At 53.2% G+C, this 20,387-nt stretch carries 15 protein-coding genes and 1 riboswitch; of the genes, 8 read left to right on the forward strand and 7 right to left on the reverse strand.

What is annotated here, in order from left to right; all coding sequences use genetic code 11:
- Positions 1–120 precede the first annotated feature (120 nt).
- Both PanJK_RS19700 and PanJK_RS19705 read left to right on the forward strand, forming a co-directional pair.
- Positions 121–2,397 (forward strand): ATP-binding protein, encoded by a 2,277-nt coding sequence (locus PanJK_RS19700; protein WP_265302279.1) that lies wholly within the window; start codon positions 121–123, stop codon positions 2,395–2,397.
- A gap of 126 nt (positions 2,398–2,523) precedes the next feature.
- Entirely contained in the window at positions 2,524–4,836 is a 2,313-nt protein-coding gene (locus tag PanJK_RS19705) for an ATP-binding protein (protein WP_265302281.1), read from the forward strand.
- Here the strand turns inward: PanJK_RS19705 and PanJK_RS19710 are convergent.
- Entirely contained in the window at positions 4,802–5,506 is a 705-nt protein-coding gene (locus tag PanJK_RS19710; protein WP_265302283.1) for a response regulator transcription factor, read from the reverse strand. The two genes, PanJK_RS19705 and PanJK_RS19710, sit on opposite strands and share 35 nt — an antisense overlap.
- 573 nt (positions 5,507–6,079) lie before the next feature.
- Between PanJK_RS19710 and PanJK_RS19715 the strand changes: the two genes are divergently transcribed.
- The 4 genes from PanJK_RS19715 to PanJK_RS19730 all read left to right on the forward strand — a co-directional run bounded on the left by PanJK_RS19715 (position 6,080) and on the right by PanJK_RS19730 (position 9,673).
- Positions 6,080–6,469 (forward strand): hypothetical protein, encoded by a 390-nt coding sequence (locus tag PanJK_RS19715; RefSeq protein WP_265302285.1) that lies wholly within the window; start codon positions 6,080–6,082, stop codon positions 6,467–6,469.
- A gap of 7 nt (positions 6,470–6,476) precedes the next feature.
- Positions 6,477–7,304, forward strand: a complete 828-nt coding sequence (locus tag PanJK_RS19720) for a tetratricopeptide repeat protein (protein WP_265302287.1) — start codon at positions 6,477–6,479, stop codon at positions 7,302–7,304.
- Positions 7,301–8,689 (forward strand): FKBP-type peptidyl-prolyl cis-trans isomerase, encoded by a 1,389-nt coding sequence (locus PanJK_RS19725; protein ID WP_265302289.1) that lies wholly within the window; start codon positions 7,301–7,303, stop codon positions 8,687–8,689. The genes PanJK_RS19720 and PanJK_RS19725 overlap by 4 nt, the downstream gene beginning before the upstream one ends.
- A 363-nt stretch (positions 8,690–9,052) precedes the next feature.
- Positions 9,053–9,673: a response regulator transcription factor gene (locus tag PanJK_RS19730; RefSeq protein ID WP_265302291.1), complete on the forward strand. Its 621-nt coding sequence runs from the start codon at positions 9,053–9,055 to the stop codon at positions 9,671–9,673.
- A gap of 14 nt (positions 9,674–9,687) precedes the next feature.
- Here PanJK_RS19730 and PanJK_RS19735 read toward each other — a convergent pair whose 3' ends face one another.
- From PanJK_RS19735 to chiP, 6 genes are all read right to left on the reverse strand, one after another.
- Positions 9,688–9,885, reverse strand: coding sequence for a hypothetical protein (locus PanJK_RS19735; RefSeq protein WP_265302293.1), 198 nt, complete (start codon positions 9,883–9,885; stop codon positions 9,688–9,690).
- Between the two features lie 177 nt (positions 9,886–10,062).
- Positions 10,063–11,928 (reverse strand): GNAT family N-acetyltransferase, encoded by a 1,866-nt coding sequence (locus PanJK_RS19740; RefSeq protein ID WP_265302295.1) that lies wholly within the window; start codon positions 11,926–11,928, stop codon positions 10,063–10,065.
- The gene (gene galE / locus PanJK_RS19745) at positions 11,925–12,947 is read right to left on the reverse strand and encodes a UDP-glucose 4-epimerase GalE (protein ID WP_265302296.1); all 1,023 of its coding nucleotides are present in this window, start codon (positions 12,945–12,947) and stop codon (positions 11,925–11,927) included. The genes PanJK_RS19740 and galE overlap by 4 nt, the downstream gene beginning before the upstream one ends.
- A 56-nt stretch (positions 12,948–13,003) precedes the next feature.
- Entirely contained in the window at positions 13,004–14,128 is a 1,125-nt protein-coding gene (locus tag PanJK_RS19750; RefSeq protein ID WP_265302297.1) for a sugar efflux transporter, read from the reverse strand.
- Positions 14,129–14,181: 53 nt separating this feature from the next.
- The gene (locus PanJK_RS19755; RefSeq protein ID WP_265302299.1) at positions 14,182–16,845 is read right to left on the reverse strand and encodes a beta-N-acetylhexosaminidase; all 2,664 of its coding nucleotides are present in this window, start codon (positions 16,843–16,845) and stop codon (positions 14,182–14,184) included.
- A gap of 51 nt (positions 16,846–16,896) precedes the next feature.
- On the reverse strand, positions 16,897–18,294 hold the full coding sequence (gene chiP / locus PanJK_RS19760; RefSeq protein WP_265302301.1) for a chitoporin ChiP: 1,398 nt from the start codon (positions 18,292–18,294) through the stop codon (positions 16,897–16,899).
- A 268-nt stretch (positions 18,295–18,562) separates the two neighbouring features.
- Positions 18,563–18,658: riboswitch (TPP riboswitch) on the forward strand.
- Positions 18,659–18,691: 33 nt separating this feature from the next.
- Here chiP and thiM point away from each other — a divergent pair.
- Together thiM and thiD are read left to right on the forward strand one after the other, a co-directional pair.
- Positions 18,692–19,477, forward strand: coding sequence for a hydroxyethylthiazole kinase (gene thiM, locus PanJK_RS19765; RefSeq protein WP_265302303.1), 786 nt, complete (start codon positions 18,692–18,694; stop codon positions 19,475–19,477).
- On the forward strand, positions 19,474–20,274 hold the full coding sequence (gene thiD / locus PanJK_RS19770) for a bifunctional hydroxymethylpyrimidine kinase/phosphomethylpyrimidine kinase (RefSeq protein ID WP_256696890.1): 801 nt from the start codon (positions 19,474–19,476) through the stop codon (positions 20,272–20,274). The genes thiM and thiD overlap by 4 nt, the downstream gene beginning before the upstream one ends.
- Positions 20,275–20,387 lie beyond the last annotated feature (113 nt).

Here is a 20,387-nt window from a genome sequence, read left to right on the forward strand (position 1 = left end):
TTGCGATAGCCACGCAATAGCCCCGCAACCTGTGTTGCGGGGCTTTTTTTTATCTACATTTCCATGCGAGTTCAACGCGGCTACACTGCGAATTGGTGACGATGGGCAGGGGAAGCGTGGATGAACAGGCTGTTATTAATATTGCTGTTAATGGTGAATGTGGCGCAGGCGCAGCGCATTGATCTGTCTCCACAGCTGCAGGCGTGGATTCAGGCGCACCCCAACATCACCTACACCGTTGCCGATCGTTGGCCGCAGGATTATCGCGAAAACGGTAAACCGGTGGGACTAAGCCGCACCATTCTTGATGAAATCAGCGAACGCACCGGACTACATTTCACCTACGTTGCACCTGAAGAGGCGCTCCTCAACCCGCCGATGCTTAACGCGGCTGTCAGTGCGGAGCTGATCTCCCCGCAGGACAAACAGCGCTGGCTGTTTAGTCAATCCTGGATGCAAACCATGCCCATGTTAGTGGGCCGCAAAGAGACGGTGGATATCCGAGGCATTGAACGATTAGACGGCAAGCGGCTCGGGATTGCGCAATCCTCAGAGTATGAACCCTGGATCAGTAAGCACTATCCAGCGATTCAGCTAGTCGATTTTCCCAGCGTTAGCGAAGCGCTGCGCGCCGTTGACGAACGCCAGGTTGATGCAGTGATAGGATCCGGCTTGATCATTCTGCCGATATTACAGCGCTTCTACGCAGGTGATTTAGCGGTGACGGGTCAGGTACCCGAAATGGCCAGCGGCATCAATATGGCTATCGATCCCGCTTATCCCGAGTTGCGCGACATCATTAATGCCGCCTTTATCACCATCAATGGTGTCGATGCACAAAACATTTTCAAACGCTGGGTCGGCATTGTCGATCTCGGCACGCCGTCTATTGGCGTGATTGTTGAGCACTATCGTTATCAGCTTATCGCCTTTGCCACGCTGCTGGTGCTGCTGCTATTGGCGCTTAGTAGTGCGATAAAAGCCCGTCGTCGTGCCCAGGCAAGCGAAAAAAGTAAGTCCGAATTTCTGGCGATTATGAGCCATGAAATCCGCACGCCAATGAACGCCATCATTGCGTCGTTAGAGCTTCTGCAACAGCCTGCGACAGCGAAAAAGCAACAGGAGTATCAGGCACTGGCGCTCTCTTCATCGCAGGATCTGCTGGAATTACTCAATAACGTGCTGGATCACAGCAAACTCAGTCAGCAGCAGATTCCGTTGCAGATTGCGCCATGTGAAATCAGCAGCTTACTGGCGGCAATCTGTGATAGCCAGCGGCCTTCAGCCGAGCGAAAAGGTGTGACACTGGTGCTGGAACTGCAGCCCGTGCTCGAAGCATTATGGCTGGATGTGGACGCGCATCGTCTGCGCCAAATTGTGAATAACTTGTTGTCGAATGCGGTGAAGTTCACCGATAGCGGGGCAATTACCCTTAAAGCCGATTGGCACAGCGAGCCAGGATTACCGGATGCATTAACCCTCGCTGTGGAAGATACCGGCATCGGTATCGCAGCCGCCGATCAGCAGCGGATGTTCCAGGCCTGGCAGCAGGCGGAAAGTCGCGGTGCCCGCGTGCGCAGTGGTAGCGGTTTGGGGCTTTATCTGTGTCGCACCCTGGCAAAACGTATGGGCGGAGATTTAACCCTAAGTAGTGAGGAGGGCAAAGGCAGCATCTTCACCTGTATTTTGCCGCTGAATAAGAGTCATTCGCCGGGTAGCATTCAAGACCAACAGCCAATGACAGCGCTTCCCGCTGGGCTAGCAGTGTTAGTGGTGGAGGATCATCCCGCCAATCAGCAGGTGCTGGCTGCTCAGCTTAAACAGCTCAATTGCCATTATGAAATGGTTGAGAGTGCCGAACAGGCTTTACAACTGCTGGAGGAGGAAAACTACTACGATATCATGCTGTTGGATTGTAATTTACCCGGCAAGGATGGCTATTGGCTGGCAGAACAGATCCGTGAGTTAGAAACCGCACAACAGCGCGATCGCACGCCGCTGATCGCGATCTCCGCCGTCAGCAGTCTTGAGCATCGGCAACGCTGTTTAACCAGCGGCATGGATGATGTGTTAGTTAAACCGATTCGATTAGCCGAGCTGGCAGAAAAACTCGGACACTATCAGGCAATTCAAGAGCAGGATACGCCGTTGTTAAGTGATGAAGTGAAGTTATGGCTGCAACAGGATCGGGATAACTTTGTTCATGCCTGTGAACAGCGCGATGTGCCGCACATGATCCATTTTGTACATCGCATTCGCGGCGTAGCACAGATGTACCAGCTGCCAGAGCTGGCTCATCAAGCCGACGTCATTGAAACGCAACTGCGGCAAAAGTCTACGCCAACCGTTCAAACCACCAGAGATTGGCAAACGCTGATTAACAACCTGATGCCTTGAGATAAGGCAATTGAGAGTGCTCTCGTAGAGTGTTTGACGCTTTTTCCATCAAATAGCCTGCCTAATCCTGCGGCATCAACGCTTTTAGCGCGCAGCAGTTCGTCTTATTAGTCAGGTTATTATGTTATGCGTGCTTTGCTATCGGGCCTGCTGCTTCTGGCTGGCCTGCTACTCTCTTATTCTACTTTCGCTACGCAGATCGCCTTCACCGAGGATGAGCAGCGCTGGATCGCTGCGCATCCGGTGGTTCCTTACCACTTCATCGCCAGTTGGCCACTGGATTATCAGGAAGAGAATCAACACATTGGCCTAAGCCGCGATTATCTGGACAAAATCAGCGAGATCACCGGCCTGCGTTTTGTGCTGGCGGAAAAGAGCGAACAGTCGCCGACGTTAATTTCAGCGATAGCGCCTGAGCTGCTGGCAGCGGATCAGCTGGAAGGCTGGCTGTTCAGCAATCGCTGGCTTGCGACCAGCGCGACGGTAATCACCCACAACAACAGCGCCACCATTCACTCCCTTGATCAACTGCGCGGCAAACGTGTCGCGGTGCGCAGCGGAACGCTGTATGAGAGCTGGCTGAAAGAGAACTGCCCAGACATTCTGTTATTGCCGGTAAATCATATGCGCGAGGTGTTTCAGGCGGTGTATGAAGATCGTGCCGATTTGGGCCTCGGTTCCAGTCTGGTCATGCGTCCGCTGCTGTGGCGCTACTATTCACATAAGCTGGCGATTGCCGGTCAAATTCCCGAATTATCGGCCAGTTTAACCATGGGCATTTCCGCCGCCGATCCGCAGCTATTGAGCATCATTAATAAAGCCTTAAGCGCCATACCAGCCGCGGATGCCAACGAGATGTTTAGCCGTTGGGTAGGTGACATGCGCCTCGGTTATCCATCGATGGGCGTGATTTTTTCCCTTTATCATTGGGAAATCTTCACCTTCTGCTTTTTAGTGTTGTTGCTGGGTTGGCTGCTGCAGCGCGCGATCATGCATCGCCGCCGCGCTACCGCCAGCGAAGAGCGCAAAACCCAGTTTCTCGCCATGATGAGCCATGAAATTCGTACGCCAATGAATGCGATGATTGCCTCGCTGGAACTGATGAAACGTAACGAGAATGCGCATCAGCAGCAGCAATATCTGGCGCTCGCCTCTTCGTCGGCACGCAGCCTGCTCGATCTGCTCAACGATATTCTTGATCACAGTAAGCTCTCCGCAGAGTGCATCGTTATTGATAGCCAGCCTTTTGATCTCAGCGAACTGATCAACACCATTTGCGCGAGCTATCGCCCGATGATGGAGGAAAAAGGGCTGAATCTGTTGATTACCATTGATGAACCACTCAAAAAGCAGTGGATGAAAGGCGATCCGCATCGCTTACGCCAAATCATCAATAACCTGCTCTCTAACGCGATTAAGTTTACTCACCACGGCGCGATTTCGCTGACGCTGGAGGCAGAATTCTTTGCCGATAATACCTGCATGATCGCGCTGGCCGTGGCGGATACCGGCATTGGTATTGCGCCGGACGCGCAAAAAACCTTGTTTGATGCCTGGACGCAGGTGGATGACGGTGCCGATCGCCGGTATGGCGGCAGCGGATTAGGTTTATGGATTTCACAACAACTGGTAACGCTAATGCGCGGTGCGTTGACCTGCCAAAGCCAGCCGGGCGAGGGCAGCACCTTCACCTTAAAAGTGCCGTTACGCCTTTGCACTGCAAAACCCCCGGTGCTTGAGCCTGCATTACCGCGTTTTACGCCGGACACCATGATTCTGCTGGTGGAAGATCACCCCGCCGCACAGCGGACTTTCCAGGCGCAGTTGGCCACGCTGGGTTGCCAGGTTGAGCTGGCGGAAAACGGCCAGCAAGCGTTAGCGCTACTCGACGAAGAGAATTACTACGATGTGATTCTGCTGGACGTTAATTTGCCAGACATCAGCGGGTATGACATCGCCAGACGCTTACGCATGATGGAGCGTGAACGAGGTATTGAAGCCACGCCGGTGGTGGCGATTTCCGCCATGAGTGACGATGCGCATCTTGAGCAATGCGAGGCCAGTGGTTTTGATGCGGTGCTCAGCAAGCCCATCATCCTCACCGCGCTAGCTGGTTGTTTACGCCGCTGGTGCCATCTGGCGGCAGCGAGCGGTGTGCATGTGCCACGAGAAGAGTCCGATCAACAGGAGCTGCAAGCCTGGCTGGAAGCGGATATCTGTGGATTCAATCACGCCTGCGAGGCAATGGACACGCGACTGATGCAGCACCATGTGCATCGGCTACGCGGTACCGCACAAATCTTTCAGATGAACGGCCTGGCGCAGTTGGCGGGCACCATCGAAAGCCAACTGCGCGCAGGCGCTAGCGTAAGTGAAGAGCTTGCCCGCCAATGGTGGGATTCGCTTAGATGTGAAGTGACTTCAGCAATTCGTCCTTGATGATAAACAGTTCGTGATCGGCTTTCAGTCCCAGCTTGCGCATGGCGCTTTGCTTCTGACCGCTGATGGTTTTCAAACTGCGATTAAACTTCTCCGCGATGTCTGTCACCGTCATACCGGCGAGAAAACAGCGAATCACTTCCTGTTCCTTGGGTGACAGCGCCGACAAACTCACCGCCTGGCGAACATTGGCTTCGCTGTAGTTGCCGCTGATCAGCACTTCGCCATGTCGCTGTTGGTTAGCCAGTTCCTGAGCCATTTGCGGTTCGATAAAGGTGCGTCCACGGCTGACTTCCAGCGCAGCGTTTTGAATCTCTTCAAACGGACGGTTTTTCCCGATAAAGCCTTTTGCACCACCGCGTAGTGCCAGCGCTACCGTAGCCGGATTGTAATGTGCTGACACCACCAACACCGCAACGTGCGGATACAAACGCGTCAAGGTTTTGATCAGATTCAGGCCATCGACATCGGCTGGCGCCAACTCATAATCAGCAATCACCACGTCGACCTTGGTGGCTTTAATGCAGTTCAGCAACTCCTTGCTGCTGGTAAAGGTTCCCACTACATCGAAGTCGGGATTTTCCCGCAGTACATCACTGAGCCCGCGCAACACCAGGAAGTGATCATCCAGCAGGGCGATAGAGACGTTATTACGACGGAATGTTTTCATCCTCAAACACTCTTGCTTATCAATAGGGGGTGAGAATCAGTGTACTGTATTTTTCTGGCTGTATGACGTAAGCGGCTGTTGAAAGCGCAACGTGTCAAGGTTACAGCGGCCGGAAATTACCGCGCTTAACCACCAATGTCATCTTTTTTGTTTGATAATTCGCGTCAGTCGCCAAAAATTTCCAGAAAGGGTGGATATATCGCCGCAGATTAGCCTGACCTGCGAAGATTATTAATCGTCATAATGTTCGGTACGAGAAAGGGAATATTTTTTGAGAGTGCTCTCGTAGCGAAGAATAGTGGCTCTGCTTATTATGTCACCCGAACGTTAAGCCTCTCCGAACAATATTTTGCACGTTATCCACTGATGTTAAACACCTTATTTCCTGCGGCACAGCCACAAGGAAAGGGCCAGTTACAGCTATAGATATTACCGAACACCTTGGGTAATAACGGGATAACGAGAGCGCCGCAAAGGATGATAAAACATCCCGCATCCTGCAATAAAATAAATGCGCCAGCAGATTGAAGCGAGAGACTTAATTTGCCCCCAATCGACTGGAACTTATTAGTCATGAAAATTTCAGGATATTTTAAATTCGGAGCCACTATCGGTAGCGTATTAATGCTTACCGGCTGTTTTTCCCTGCCTAATGCCAACGCATCCTATCATGCGGAAACCATCCCGGCCGCGCAGCATGCTAATCAACTACCCAGCCTCGATCGCTGCCAGGCCGAGGTTTCTGCGCTGGCGCAGTACGATGAGGCACGTTTTCAGCAACAGCACGATGCGCTCAACGGGTTAATGGATCGCAGCGCCAAATATCTGCTCACCCGTCCGCAACTTGCTGCCGATATGCAAGCCACACTCGACAGCGTTTATCAGGCCGAACTGGCAAAGCGTTGTCAGCAAATCCACAGCGAACTGTTCCGCGCCATGCTGGCGCAGGCAGATGGGGAGTGATGTGACGATGAAAACTCTCTTCTCTTTCGTAGCACTGAGCGCATTGCTGAGTGGCTGTGTCACACACGTGCAGCCGCACGCATCGCCTGCCACTGAGCCTTTTGCTCAACCGCGTTTACTCAGCGACTTCAATCAGCAGATGACAGCTACGCGTCAGCAGGCCGAAGCCGGTGAACAACGCGCGCAGCAACAGTATGGCGGCTGGCTGGCGTCGGCTGGTCAACGCGATGCCGCACAACCGCTGCTTAAGGCCGCCGCCGAAAGCGGCCAGCCTGAAGCGCAATATCAGCTCGGCAAGTTGCTGCTCGATCATCAGCCCGGCGATGGCAAACAGTGGTTAGAGCGTGCCGCCGAGCAGGGCAACAGCGCCGCCGCACAGCAGCTGGCACGTTACCATCGCAGCGGCAATCCGCTGCTGCAGGATAAGCAGCAAGCCTTTAACTGGTTGCTACAGGCCGCGCAGCAGGGCGACGCACAGGCGCAAAACGATGTCGGCGCCGCTTACAGTCGCGGCTTTGGCGTGAAAAAAGATGCTGCGCGCGCGGTGGAGTGGTATCGCAAAGCCGCCGAGCAGGGTAATGCGCTGGCGCAATTTAATCTGGCCGGTGCTTATCAGGCGGGAGAAGGCGTCAAAGCCCAGCCGCTGCTGGCTTACGCCTGGTATAACGTTGCGGTGCAAAACAGCGACGATCGCCATCTGACGCAAATCGCCGAGCAGATGAAACTTCGCATGTACGCCAGCGCGACGCGCGGCGGCAAAGCCGCGCAGGCGCGTCAACTGGCGCAAAAAATCACCCAGCAGTATGTCAAACCGCGCAAGGAACCAATGCCATGAAACCCTTATTTACCCGCTCGCTGATTGGCCTGGCAGTGGCTGCAATCTTGTGGTCATCCGCCAGCCAGGCGGCACCGGCGCTGACCGGTTACAGCTCGGATCACACCATTCCTTATTCACTGTTCGATGAAACCGAAGCAGCGAAACCGTGGGTAAAAGCGCCGCCGCCAAAGAAAAAGCCTTTGCGTCCTGCCACCACACACAATGTGGAGCAGACGAAAAAACTGCAGGTACTGGAACACTCTCTCAACGAGCAACAGCGAATTAATAAAGAGTTGCTGGCTGGTCATCAGGTGGAGAAGCAGGCGCTGCAACAGCAGTTGCAAGCTTTAGAAACTGATAAAGCCACCGTTGAAACGCAGCGCGAGCAGCTGGAATCTCTGCGACAGCAATTGGCCGAGCATCAAAGCCAGCAGAGCGGTTCGCAAGAGCAGTTGAGTGAACTGCGTGCCCAGTTAGCCGCGCATCAACTGCTGGTGGATACCCATGCGCTGCAACAATCTTCACTAGAGGGCAAGCTGAAAGAGAAGGAAGAGAGCGTGATTGCGCTTAGCAATCAGCTGGAGGAGGTGCGCGTCGAAACGCAGGCGCTCAAAGCGCAAAAGCAGCCCGATACGCAACAGCTCGCGGAGCTGAAGCAGCATCAGGATCGCATTGCCGAACTGGAAATCAGCTTGCAGGATGCCGAGAAACAGCAGGTCGCGATGCGTGAGCAACTGACCAAGCAGCAGGCGATGCAGGAGAGCGCGGCACCGGAAAGTCACGAGCAAAAACTCTCTTATGCCAACGGCGTGGCATTTGCCAGCAATATTGTGCAGAGCCTGCGCGCCCAGCAGAATCTTGGTGTTGAGCCGGATCGTCCAATGGTGCTGGCGGGAATCAAAGATGCTTTCAGCCAGCGCGTCGCACTTAATAGCGATGAAGTGGCGAAACTGGTCACCGAGCTGGATGGCACGCTGAATGAAAAACTTCAGGCGCAGCAGCAAACTCAGGCAACCGAACGCGAGAAACAGCAGAAAGCCGGGAACGCGCTGATTGAAAAAACCAAACAGCGCAAAGGGGTGAAAACGCTTGATGGCGTTTATTACGTTGTGAATAAAGTCGGGAAGGGCGAAAAACTGACTGAAGAGAGCACCGTTGATATATTGCTGACCGGACATTTATCGGATGGAACAATATTTGATAACAGCGGTAAGGAAAATAAGGTGCAGCGCGTTAAGCTGGACTCCTTATTACCGGCCTTAACTAAGGTATTAAGCCAGCTTAAAAAGGGTAGTGAAGTGGAAGTGATATTGCCAGCGGATAAAGCCTTTGGTGATGCCGGCGTAGATAAGATGATTCCACCGGGCGCAACGCTTATTTTCGATATTAAAATTAATCCCTGAATAACTGACGTCGACAGGGGGCTGTCGTCAACTTGAGGAATGTGCCTGACAATTTACCTCGCGCCACACTTTTAAGTGTGGCTTTTTTTTCGGAGTCTTCTGAGGTTTTGAGAGTGCTCTTGTTTCAACTCCATGAGCGCTTGGTCATTATTGCTTTACTGGAAACGGTAATAAAAAGAAGTTTGGTTGTGCCACGTGAAAGACAAAGGAAAGAATAAAGTTATCTTTCACTTGTCAAATCTGGCATTGGTTCCTGCGTTATTTGCCTGGCGCGAATCATCAGCAAACCGGTAATTTTAATGCGGTTGCGACCTATACCATAACGATTCAATAATTCATTAACTTTAAATACACCAGCAAACTATGAACGAAAATAATGTCGTTATTCTCGATGACCATCCGATATTTCTCGAAGGTCTGAAGAGAGTGATTAATAATGAGTCTGAATTTATCGTCACGGACTGTTGTAAAAATAGCAGTGAATTGTTTTTTTCACTCAGTTTGGCTCCCGCCAATATTGCTTTAATTGATTGCTCACGGCCGAAAGGGGATTTGAATATTAAAACGTTAGTTGATCAATTAATCTCCAACTATCCAAAAATGACGATTGTTGCAATGGGGGATTGTCCTCAACAGCAGCAGCTCAGTGATGCAATGAAACCGCAGATTAAGTCGTACTTTTGTAAGTCGTTGACGCCTGAAAATTGGATTACAGGATTGCGTCATATCTGGACTAACCATTGTCAGACTCAGCAACTGATGCTGGATGACACTGTCGATACAGATAATTTCATCAGGCAACGTCTTTCTGCAAAAGAGAAAATTGTCGTTGAATATCTCTATGCAGGGCTGAGCGTGTCACAAACGGCTCTGCGTTTGTCGCGCAGCGTGAAAACGATCAGTTCGCAGAAACGAGCGGCAATGCGCAAGTTGGGTCTTGTACGGGACAGTGAGATTTTTCGTCTGGATATTAATTCACTTTAATTTCATGCTGGTGATCAACCCAGCCAGCGTCGCGCTTGCGCATCGGTAATATCGCGATAATAGATTTTATGCAGTCGTTCATCACAGCCTTTACATTGCGCCTGAACGTAAGTGGCAAGACAGGTGCGGCCAGTAGGCGATATTGCGCTTTTGCGCGTGATAGTGATGTTATGCCAGCGATGGGCGTGTGGAATAAAACTGAATAATTTCATTATCGCTTCCGGAGGTGGTGAATGATTTCAATTCCGGAGCGCAATTAGGCCTGTTTTCTGGCGTAATAAATTTGATAAGTATCAATGTGCTTAAGATTTTACTTATTTCTGTGAACTTCTGTTGCTTCCGGTGCGAATAAAAATAGATTCGCACCGGATTATTTGATCGCGGAAGGATTACAGCATTAGCGCCATAAACACGACTTCATCACTAAACCGTGCAACCTCCTGTTTCATACTGCTCACCACCTTAAAACCTTTCTTGCGATAGATCATAGCTGCCGGGTTCGATTGCCAGACGCATAAGGTGATGCGGCGCATTTTTTGCTGTTTGGCTTGATCCTTAAGCTTTGACAAAATTTGATTGAAATAGCCTTTTCCCTGTTCCTCGGGCTGCAGCGCCACGCTGAAAATGAAGAAATCGTCCGGCTGGCGATGCTGATTCACGAAACTGTCGTAAGCCACATCCAGTGGAAAAACCTCCTGACGATAGCCATATTCCACCTTGATGTGATCGTAATCCTGAATCGGCGCAGCGTTAACGAAACCCACCATTTTTCCCTGCGGGTTATAAATCACGGCAATCTGTTGCAGGAAAGGCTGGATATTTTGCCGCAGCTGTAAGGTGGTTAAATCAGTGGCATAAATATTATCGACCGAGCAGTATTCCAGATAGCTGGTGGTGAAAATTAATTTCGCCATCGCGAGTTGTTCTTGCTTGTCTGTAATACTTCCCGGTTTAAAGCACAGCGGCGACGCTTTCTGACCTTCAACCGGCTGCCAGAAATCACCTGCTTTTATGTTCCTGGCATTAAGCGCAATTAAAAAGTCGCTGAATAACGCATTCACTTTATCAAGTTGCGGATCGTGAGAGAGCACGCCGTAATAGTGATAATAGGGAATTTCAGCGCGCAGCTGCGGCGCATAAGCAATTTGCAGGATATCGCATTCAGAAAACAAAGGTACCAGTTCACCCAACTGCAGAGGATCGCTTAATTGCCAGTCGCGTTGTGCTAGCTGAGTAATCGTATGCTGATAATGCTGCTGCTCTTCACCACTCAGCGGGCGACGTTCACCGCTGAGAATATCCTCCGTCAGGCGCATGCCTTTAATCCCGCTCACGCGATGCTGCTGAACATCAAAGCCCCATACGGCAAACCGGCTGAAATCTTGATGGCTGAGCTGCGTGACCTGCAATTGCTCACACCATAACTGGTAAAAAGGTTCGAAGATGGCGCGTTCGCTTTCCGGCGTTTTTGCTGGAATTGGCTGAGGCCAGCCGCGATACACCGCACTGAGCCGCCGTTGTAAATCCTGCAACACCGGATTGTTTTGATGACTGATGATCATGCCGGTTTCATCGGTGAAGAGATTCAGCCAGTTTAGTTGCTGCTGTTCTGCCGTGAAATCAGGCAGTTCAGGATGACAGAGAAACAGTGTCGCAGGCCGAGCAGGAAGTGTATCGGCATCCAGATAAACGCCGCCGCACTGATTGAGAATCGTCAGGCGGAAGAAGTCAGAGAGCGTGGCGTAATAGCGTTTGTCGTGCAGCTGCTGTAAGACGTCGACCAGTGCGCAATCAAAGGCGTGCATCAGTGCACTCAGGCTGTTCACCTGCACTAGCGCATCAGGCAGAAACAGCGTGCCCAGCTGTAATGCACTATCTGCCTGCTGACCGACAAAACGGCTATCCGTCGCCAGCTGTTGCGCATCCCACACCCACAGCGTTTGCTGAAAATCACTGCGGCTGGCTTCAATCGCACGCTGCCACTGGGCGATTGTGCGGTTGACGTTAAGCGGCGTTGATCCGCCAAGCCAGACGCGATGCAGCCTACACTCGCTTCCCGTCAGCCGACTGGTGGGCACTGCGAACATCGAAGAGAAGTCGGCTACTGCGACATCTTGTGGCTGATGCTGCTGCCGCCACTGCTTAAACTGGCTGAATGCTTGCTGCCAATCCGCTGAAGCAAGCGCGGTGAAGTCTTTTTTTAGCGCGGCGAGCTGGCGCTCATTGAGCGGTAAAAACGTTTCGCGCGTCATCATAAGGTTTCGCTCCCCATGTAGCCCTGCGGATTCTGCGTATGCCAGCGCCATGCATCGCGCAGCATCGCTTCAAGGCCGCGCGTTGCCTGCCAGCCAAGTTCTTTTTTCGCCTGCCCAGGATCGGATAAGCAGATAGCGACATCGCCAGGACGGCGTGCGCGCATATCGACAGGGACATGTTTGCCGCTTACCTGTTCAAACATCTGCACGATTTCCAGCACCGAGTAGCCTTGTCCGGTGCCCAGATTGTAATGACGATAGCCTGGTTTGAGATGATTTAGCGCCTGGATGTGGCCCTCGGCGAGATCCATTACGTGGATGTAATCGCGCACGCCGGTGCCGTCCGGCGTCTCATAATCATCACCAAATACCGGCAGATTGCCTCTTTGTCCATTGGCAACCTGAAACAGATAGGGCAGCAAATTGTTGGGAATACCTTCAGGGTGCTCACCAATCTGGCCGGAGGGATGCGCGCCGGCAGGATTAAAATAACGCAGCGCAGTAATGGCTAATTCGGGTTGTGCATCCACCACTTCACCCATGATCTTCTCAACCATATATTTGGAAGCACCATAAGGATTGGTGGTATTACCGGTATCGCAGTTTTCGCACAGGGGGATTTTTTCCGGGACACCATAAACCGTGGCAGATGAGCTAAATATAAGTTTATTAACCTGATGCTGTTTCATGATTTCCAGCAGCATCAACGTTCCCGCAATATTGTTCTGATAATATTTCACCGGCTTTTGCAGCGATTCATTCACCGATTTCAAACCCGCCATATGAATAACGGCATCGATCGGTTGCTGATTAAAAACCTGATTTAAATCGGCTCGGCGGCGAATATCGCCCTGATGAAAAGTGATTTTCTTTCCGCTTAATGCTTCAACGCGTGTTAAGGCTATTGGCGAGCTATTGCACAAATTATCCAGCACAATCACCTGATGATTTTGCTGCAGCAAACTAAGGGCAATGTGCGAACCAATATAGCCCGCGCCACCCGTAATTAAGACATTCATTAGCGTACACTCCATGTGTTTTGATGCGCGCAGTGATGCGCGACGAATGAGGGTTTTTAAACATTGTCGACCTTTGTTATCAGTAGTAATGACATCACCAACAGCACACAGGCCGCTGGCCAGATGGCTAGCGGTGAGACTGCGGTGAGAACTCCCTGTAATACGCCAGCAATCAGCACGCCGATGGACATCGAATTGGTATAGAGCGTTGCTGCCATACCTTGACGATGTTGCAGCAAGTCCTGAAACCAGAACAGTCCAACGGTAGCGATGATGGCGATAAAAACGGCATTGAAAAATTGCAGGATCATCAATGGAATAAACCCATTGCTGAAGAAAATACCGGCATAAAAAATGATGCCGCACAGCATGGCAGCCTGCATTTGTGATTGCTTGCCCCAGCGCTTAAGCATTTTGGCACTGAGCAGCATGATGGGAATTTCCAGCGCTGCGGCGAGGCCAAACATCACGCCGGCCCATTCAGCGGAAAGCATAGGCTGCTGCGCCAGATGCAGAGGAAAGCCAATCAGATAGAGTGCGCTGCAACTCCAGACCAGCAAGGTGGCGAGCATCAGCAACGTCAGGTTTTGCCCCAGCGGTTGCTGATCATCTTGCTGTTCAGGCGTAGCGACAACCGCCTGATCGCCCAGTGGCAAGGTAAGTGCCAGAAGCGCCACGCTGAGTAATAAGCCGGACATAATGGAATAAAGCCAGGCGAAACCGGCCAATTGAATAATCCAGAATGCCAGCGGCGGGCCAAATACCCACGCCAGCGAAAATTGGGCGCGTAAGATCGCGCTGAAGGTATTGTCGCTGCGGGTTTGCCGCGCAAGCGCGAACAGCTGAGGTACCGCCGCGCTGCCACAGGCGCTGAGTAACGATCCAAGCGTGATGAGCACCAGATAATTACGGCAGAAGATAAACAGCAGTGAATTAAGCGAGAGCGAGAATAAACAAAACAGTAACAGGGGACGGCGCTGACTTTTACGATCGGAATAACGAGCAATGAGCAAACTGATAGCAATACTGCTGAGCGCATTAATACTGTAAAAGGCACCGATCTTCCAGGCTGCCACATTAAGTTCGTTAGCCAGAAATAAGCTGAGTGTCGGAATAAACAGGGCGCCGCTTAAACCGGCGCCCAGCGCAACAACATAAAAAGAAAACGTTGAGTGTTTCATCGACATCCTTGTCAGTGTTCGCCCCTTGCACTCCAGCGAGGGGCAAATCAGTTTTAAAGTGCTTCAGCGCGGCTGAAACGTTTGCCATCCGGACTTACGCTGCGCACCCAGACTTTATCGGCGACGGTGATGGTCGGTTTGGCATGCGGCAGATAACGTTGCCAGTTTTTACCGTTATCCACGCTGTACTCCAGCGGCAGACCCGGCAGCGCAATGTTCATGGTCAGCGTGCCATTCTCCACGCGCGCACCCGGCACCGGCAGACGATAGTGAATACCGGCTTTATCCATCTTGCCCAACTCACGCTGGCCTAACAGGTTGGCGAAACGCTGCCAGTCCTGATTGCGCTGCTGCTGGTTAACGAAGTGGGTTTCGCCGCCTTTAAAGGTGCGGCCCTGTTGATAATCCAGCTCCCACTTCGCGCGATGCCAGCCACGTTCAGCGACCGACAGCAGGCGAGGGAACACCATGTAATCCATCTGCTGATCGGTACGTGTGGTTTCACTCCACAACTGTACCGAAATGCCGTGTGCGCCTGACCACGGCTTATTCGAGGTGGCATCGAAGGTTTTGCCATCGCGATCCACCGAGGTTTCCGCGTTCTGCGGCAGGTTGTCTGGCGCGAAGCCTAACATCTTGCGCTCATCGCTGAAGCGCGTGCCCCAGTAATAGCCGCGCTCGTTGGGATTCACCTCATACGGGAAGTCCATGTAGACATAATCCGGATTGGAGATCACCACTTCGTAATCTTTCATCGTCCAGTCGTTAGCGGTGTCAAAGCCGCCCCAATAGAGCGTGTCCCAGAAGTTAACGCGAACGCGCGAGGTGGCGAAGGCGTGCGCGTTAGCTGCATCTTTCAGCCCATCTTGCCAGGCCTGCATCACCGGAATGCCGTGTGCTTTTACCATTTTGCTCACTTCCAGCGCGAAGTGACTTGGCAAGTGTTCCAGATCTTCCACCTTGCCGGATTTCACCTCCGCCTGGCAGACCTGAGATTTTGCCCAGGGTTTGTCCTCTTTGCTTTGGTCTAAAATGCCCGTTCCCGCTTTCGGGTTTTTGATATCGCTGTAGCCGGTACCGAGGCGGATGTTTTTCGCTTCATCACCGCCGAAGTGCCAGGTGGTCAACGGTTGGCCCGCTTCGCGGTGCATCGCCTGCACTTCACCCATCACTTTATCGACAAAGCGCTTTGAGGAATCGAGGCAAGGATTGAGATAGCTGGTGCGATCGTACAACTGCACGGAACGGGTATTCGAGGTATCCGTTGGATCCACCAGACGATATTCACTGGCTTGCTGCGGTTTACCCGCTTTCATGAGTTGCTGATAACGCGCTTCCATCGAAATAACCGCAGCGCGCGCGTGCGCAGGCATATCGATTTCCGGAATCACTTCGATGTTGCGTGCCTGCGCGTATTTAACGATCTCAATATAATCGGCGCGGCTGAAATGCCCGGTTCCGTTGTTATCCGTGAACGGCCCGGAGCCCAATTGCGGCAGCAGACATTGCTGCTCCGTGAGATCGTGACAGCGCTTGCTGCCCACGTCGGTCAACTCAGGCAGACCGGGAATTTCAATGCGCCAGGCTTCATCATCGGTCAGGTGGAAGTGGAATTTATTCATCTTCCATGCCGCCATTTGATCGAGCATGCGCAGCACCGCTTGCTTGCTGTGGAAATTACGCGCCACATCGAGGAAGGCACCGCGATAGGCAAAGCGCGGTGCGTCTTTCGCTTCAAGCGTGGCGATAATCGGTTTACCTTCAGCCGGCACCAGCGACAGTAACGACATTAAGCCGTAGTAAACGCCAGCCTGATCGTAACCAATGATATCGGTGCCGCGCGGTGTGATGCGCAGTTCATAAGCACCGGAAACCGCCTCTGCGCCGTGGAAATGATTGACGGCGATACGGGTATGAATGTCATAACCCGCTGACTGCGGTTTGAGCCCCATCAAATCGAAACGCTGTTTAACTGCATCGGCCTGGTTGTCCGCCAATACCTCAAGATGCAAGGCAACGCCACGGCTCAGATCGACATCCGCCGCATGAACTTTCACCGAACGCGGCGTTGGGGTGATTTGTCCGCGCAGCGCGCTGGCAGGCAGTTGCGCCACATCGGCATTCTTTGTGAAACGACTTTGCGGCAGCATTAGCACGTTTTTATCGTCGGCAATGCGCTTCCATTGGCCGCCAAACGGCTTAACAAAGTCGCTGAGGTTTTCGGTATCGGTGCTGGTGATAATTTTTGGCGTGGCATTGGCGGCGGTGACATACCAGCGCGGCATCACGTCGGTGATAAACAGCTGCCAGTATTCATTGACGATAGGGATCTCAATCGACTCACCCGCCGCGATACCTTTGAATTTCTCCGTCGGTTCCAGACGGGTTAAATCGCCGACGATATGGGTCATTTTGAACTGATCGTTATCCACCCGCAGCGTTTCGTGCACGTTGCTCATGTAGATTGCCCAGTTTTTACTGGTGAGCGCCGGACCGTTGTTGGTCAGCGTGATGGTAGCGGTGTTGCAGGATGCCCAATCGGCACCGAGTTTCGCGCAGTTCACGCCGTGATCGGCCGCCTGGTTGTCAGTGACCTGATACTGCACGCCGAACTGACTGATTTGATCGACGACCTGCTGATTATTGCGCGGGGATGAACTGCAGGCGGCAAGGCCCATCACGCTCAGCGCCAGTAAACTGATTTTTAACTTTTTCATGTTGTTATCCTTCTCCACGGAGGTAAGTCTCTGGCTCCTGCCAGATCGGGGTCAAAACAGGGTGAATGGCGCGACGATCATAAATTTGATGTCTCTTTCGTCCTGGAAGATGTTGCCGTAACCGCCGCTGTAGCTGGGAAGAGCGCTGTGATTGTCGTAGCGGGTGTAGTGCAGTTTGAATTGCGTGTCTTTGGCGCGGCCTTGCTGGATGGTGTAAACCAGATCGAGGCTCCACGCCGACTCTTTCAGGCGCTGGTTTTGGTCGTAAATCGGATTGGTGGAAGGCTTAGCGTCCCAGCCGTAGGCGTACGACGTACCGACTTGCCAGCCGGGTAATTGCCAGTGCCCCAGATCGACCATCACACCGGCGAATAGCGCTTTCTCACCGTTGGCGTTCCAGTCAGAGCGGGAATCCCACCATACATCCATGCGGCCATTTGAGCTGGCATAGGATGGCGTCATACGCTGCAGGAAGAAGCCCTGATTACCTTCGGCTTTTACCCAAGTGCCTTCAAGGCGGAAATCGAACGCTCCCAGCGTGTAGCCGAACGTCAGCGCCTGTAGCCAGGCGAGGCCATCATAAACATCGTTGACCTGGCCCACGCCGCTGTTGTCACGATCCTTCGCGCCGTAAAACTGATAGCTGGTGCGCAGTGGCGCATCGGCCAGCGGCAGCTGATAAGACGCTTTAGCAAAATACTGATCCATGTAATTCGCCGCCTGGCCGTAAGCGCCTTCCAGCAACAGCGAGTTTTTGAAATCATATTTGGCACCAAAGGATTGCAGCCACGGAATCTCCGTCACACCATCGGCTTTGCGGAAGTTGTACATGCCGCGATACCACGGCGCTTTGTATTCGTCTGTCCACATCCAGGAGACGGAAAGGGCGCCCGCATCGCTAAAATCGAAGACGGTGCCAGCCTCAACACCGCGATAAGTGCCGGGCAGGAAACTCCAGTGTGGTGCCAGCAGCGTCTGTCCGCTGGGTTGCAAATAGCCTGCGCGTAGCCAGTTATCCTGCCATTTTGCCTTGATCGCCGCTTTATAAAGACTTAAGCCACTCTTATCTCCGCTCCAGTCCTCATCCCAGCGTGTGCGGGCATTGCTGAAACCAATTTCATTCGGTGCCGCCGGGCCGCTATTGCTTAACTCCAAAGCGCCAAACGCCGCCAGATCGAGGCCAATTACATCACCGGCATAACCGGATGAGAAGTCGAGATTGGCGTTGGCAGAGGCGTGATGCAGATTGGCGTCATACTGACCATACGCGCCTTTTTGCGGATCCATCTCTTTACGATCGCGCTGGCGTTGCCAGTAAAACAGGTTGCCAGTGAGCGATGAGTCTTCGACAAAACCCGCAGCGTGGGCGCAGGGAACAGGCAAAAACGTACCGGCGAACAGGGCAGAGATAATGGCCGCAGAGAGCGGCGCGCGTGGAATTCGACGCATAGCAAATCCTCCGTGATACTTCCATGAACAATTAATAAATCCGTATTGTTTCGTCATGAAACAAGTTGCGAGGGATGCTATTTTTCGCGACGCGAATTATCAATGGAGTTTATTACAAAGTATGACATGGCACGCAAAAAGAAGGGTTTTTAAGGAGTTTATTCAATCAGTTAGATGAACCTGTAAAATGTAACTTTGCGAACAAGATCCTCAGGAAAAGTGTCGATAGCTTGCTTTAATCTGGCTTGTTCCCTATGCTCGCCAACGTAGTTTTGACTCGGGGTGCCCCTCTAATACAGGGCTGAGATACACCCGCCGACCTGATCTGGATAATGCCAGCGTAGGGAAGTCAGATGCCTGACCGCATTCGCCTTCTTGATCGCCGGTTGGGAGCCTAATGAAACAGCCTGACCTTCTTTCCCCCGTGCAACTCGCGCACTCTTTGCAACTGCTGCGTCAGCAAGCGCCGCTGGTGCACTGCATGACCAATGAAGTAGTGCAAACCTTTACCGCCAACGTGCTGCTGGCACTGCAAGCTTCGCCCGCGATGGTGATCGACCCCGATGAAGCGGCGCAGTTTGCCGGTTTTGCCGATGCGGTGTTGATCAACGTAGGCACCTTAACCTGCGATCGTCGTGATGGGATGTTGGCGGCGGTGCAAGCAGCGCAAGCGGCAGGCACGCCGTGGACGCTGGATCCGGTGGCGGTCGGCGCATTAACGCTGCGCACCACCTTCTGCCAGCAGCTGCTGAGCCTGCAACCTGCGGCGATTCGCGGTAACGCTTCAGAAATTCTCGCCCTGGCGCATCAGGCAAGCGGCGGACGCGGCGTGGACAGCCTGCATCAAACCGATGCCGCGCTGAGCGCCGCCCAGCAGCTGGCGCGTGATTATCACACCGTTGTGGCGGTGACCGGTGAAGTCGATTACGTCACCGATGGCGCGCGTACCCTGGCAATCCCCGGCGGCAGCCCGCTGATGACGCGCGTAGTTGGCACCGGTTGCGCATTGTCGGCAGTGGCTGCGGCCTTCACTAGCTTGCCGGGCGATCGCCTGCAACATGTGGCAGCGGCGTGCCGCGTGATGTCGCTGGCCGGTGAGCTGACAGCACGCCAGGTCGCCGGGCCGGGCAGCTTCGTTGCTGCCTTCCTCGATATGCTGTGGACGCTGGAGGTGAAAGCATGAAACGCATCAACGCATTGACCATTGCTGGCACCGATCCCAGCGGCGGCGCGGGGATTCAGGCCGACCTCAAAGCCTTCTCCGCATTGGGTGCTTATGGCACCAGCGTGATTACCGCGCTGGTGGCGCAAAACACCTGTGGCGTGCAGTCGGTCTATCGCATCGAACCTGATTTTGTCGGCGCACAGCTCGATTCGGTGCTGGATGATGTGCGCATTGATGCCGCGAAGATCGGCATGTTGTCCGAAACCGCGATAGTCGAGGTGGTCGCCGAGCGGCTGAAACGGGCCAGCCTGCCGTTTGTGGTGCTGGATACGGTGATGATTGCCAAAAGCGGCGATGCGCTGCTGTCGCCTGATGCGGTAGCCAGCGTGCGCGAATTGCTGCTGCCGCAGGTGTCGCTGATCACGCCAAACCTGCCGGAAGCCGCCGCGCTGCTGGGACGCGCGATGGCGCAGGATGAGAAAACCATGTTGCAGCAGGGCGATGCGCTGCTCGATCTTGGCTGTGAAGCGGTGCTGATGAAGGGCGGACATCTCAGCGATGCCGAAAGCCCGGACTGGCTAATCACGCGCGAAGGACGCCAGCGCTTTACCGCGCCGCGTGTTAACACACGCCACACGCACGGCACCGGTTGCTCGCTCTCCGCCGCGCTGGCGGCGTTGCGTCCGCGTCATGATGATTGGGCGGCAACGGTCGCCGAAGCCAAGGCGTGGCTACAACAGGCGCTGTTGCACGCCGATTCGCTGGAGGTCGGCAAAGGCATTGGGCCGGTGCACCATTTCCATCAATGGTGGTAGGGCGTAACGCCAGATTGCCGCTTTTTCACTGCGCATACGTCTGAAAAATGGAGTCAGCAATTTGCCAGCCTGGCGTTTTCCGGTCCAGGCTGTTGGGGGCGAATCGGCATTGG

It is taken from the genome of Pantoea sp. JK (assembly GCF_026130245.1).
Taxonomy (GTDB): domain Bacteria; phylum Pseudomonadota; class Gammaproteobacteria; order Enterobacterales; family Enterobacteriaceae; genus Pantoea; species Pantoea trifolii.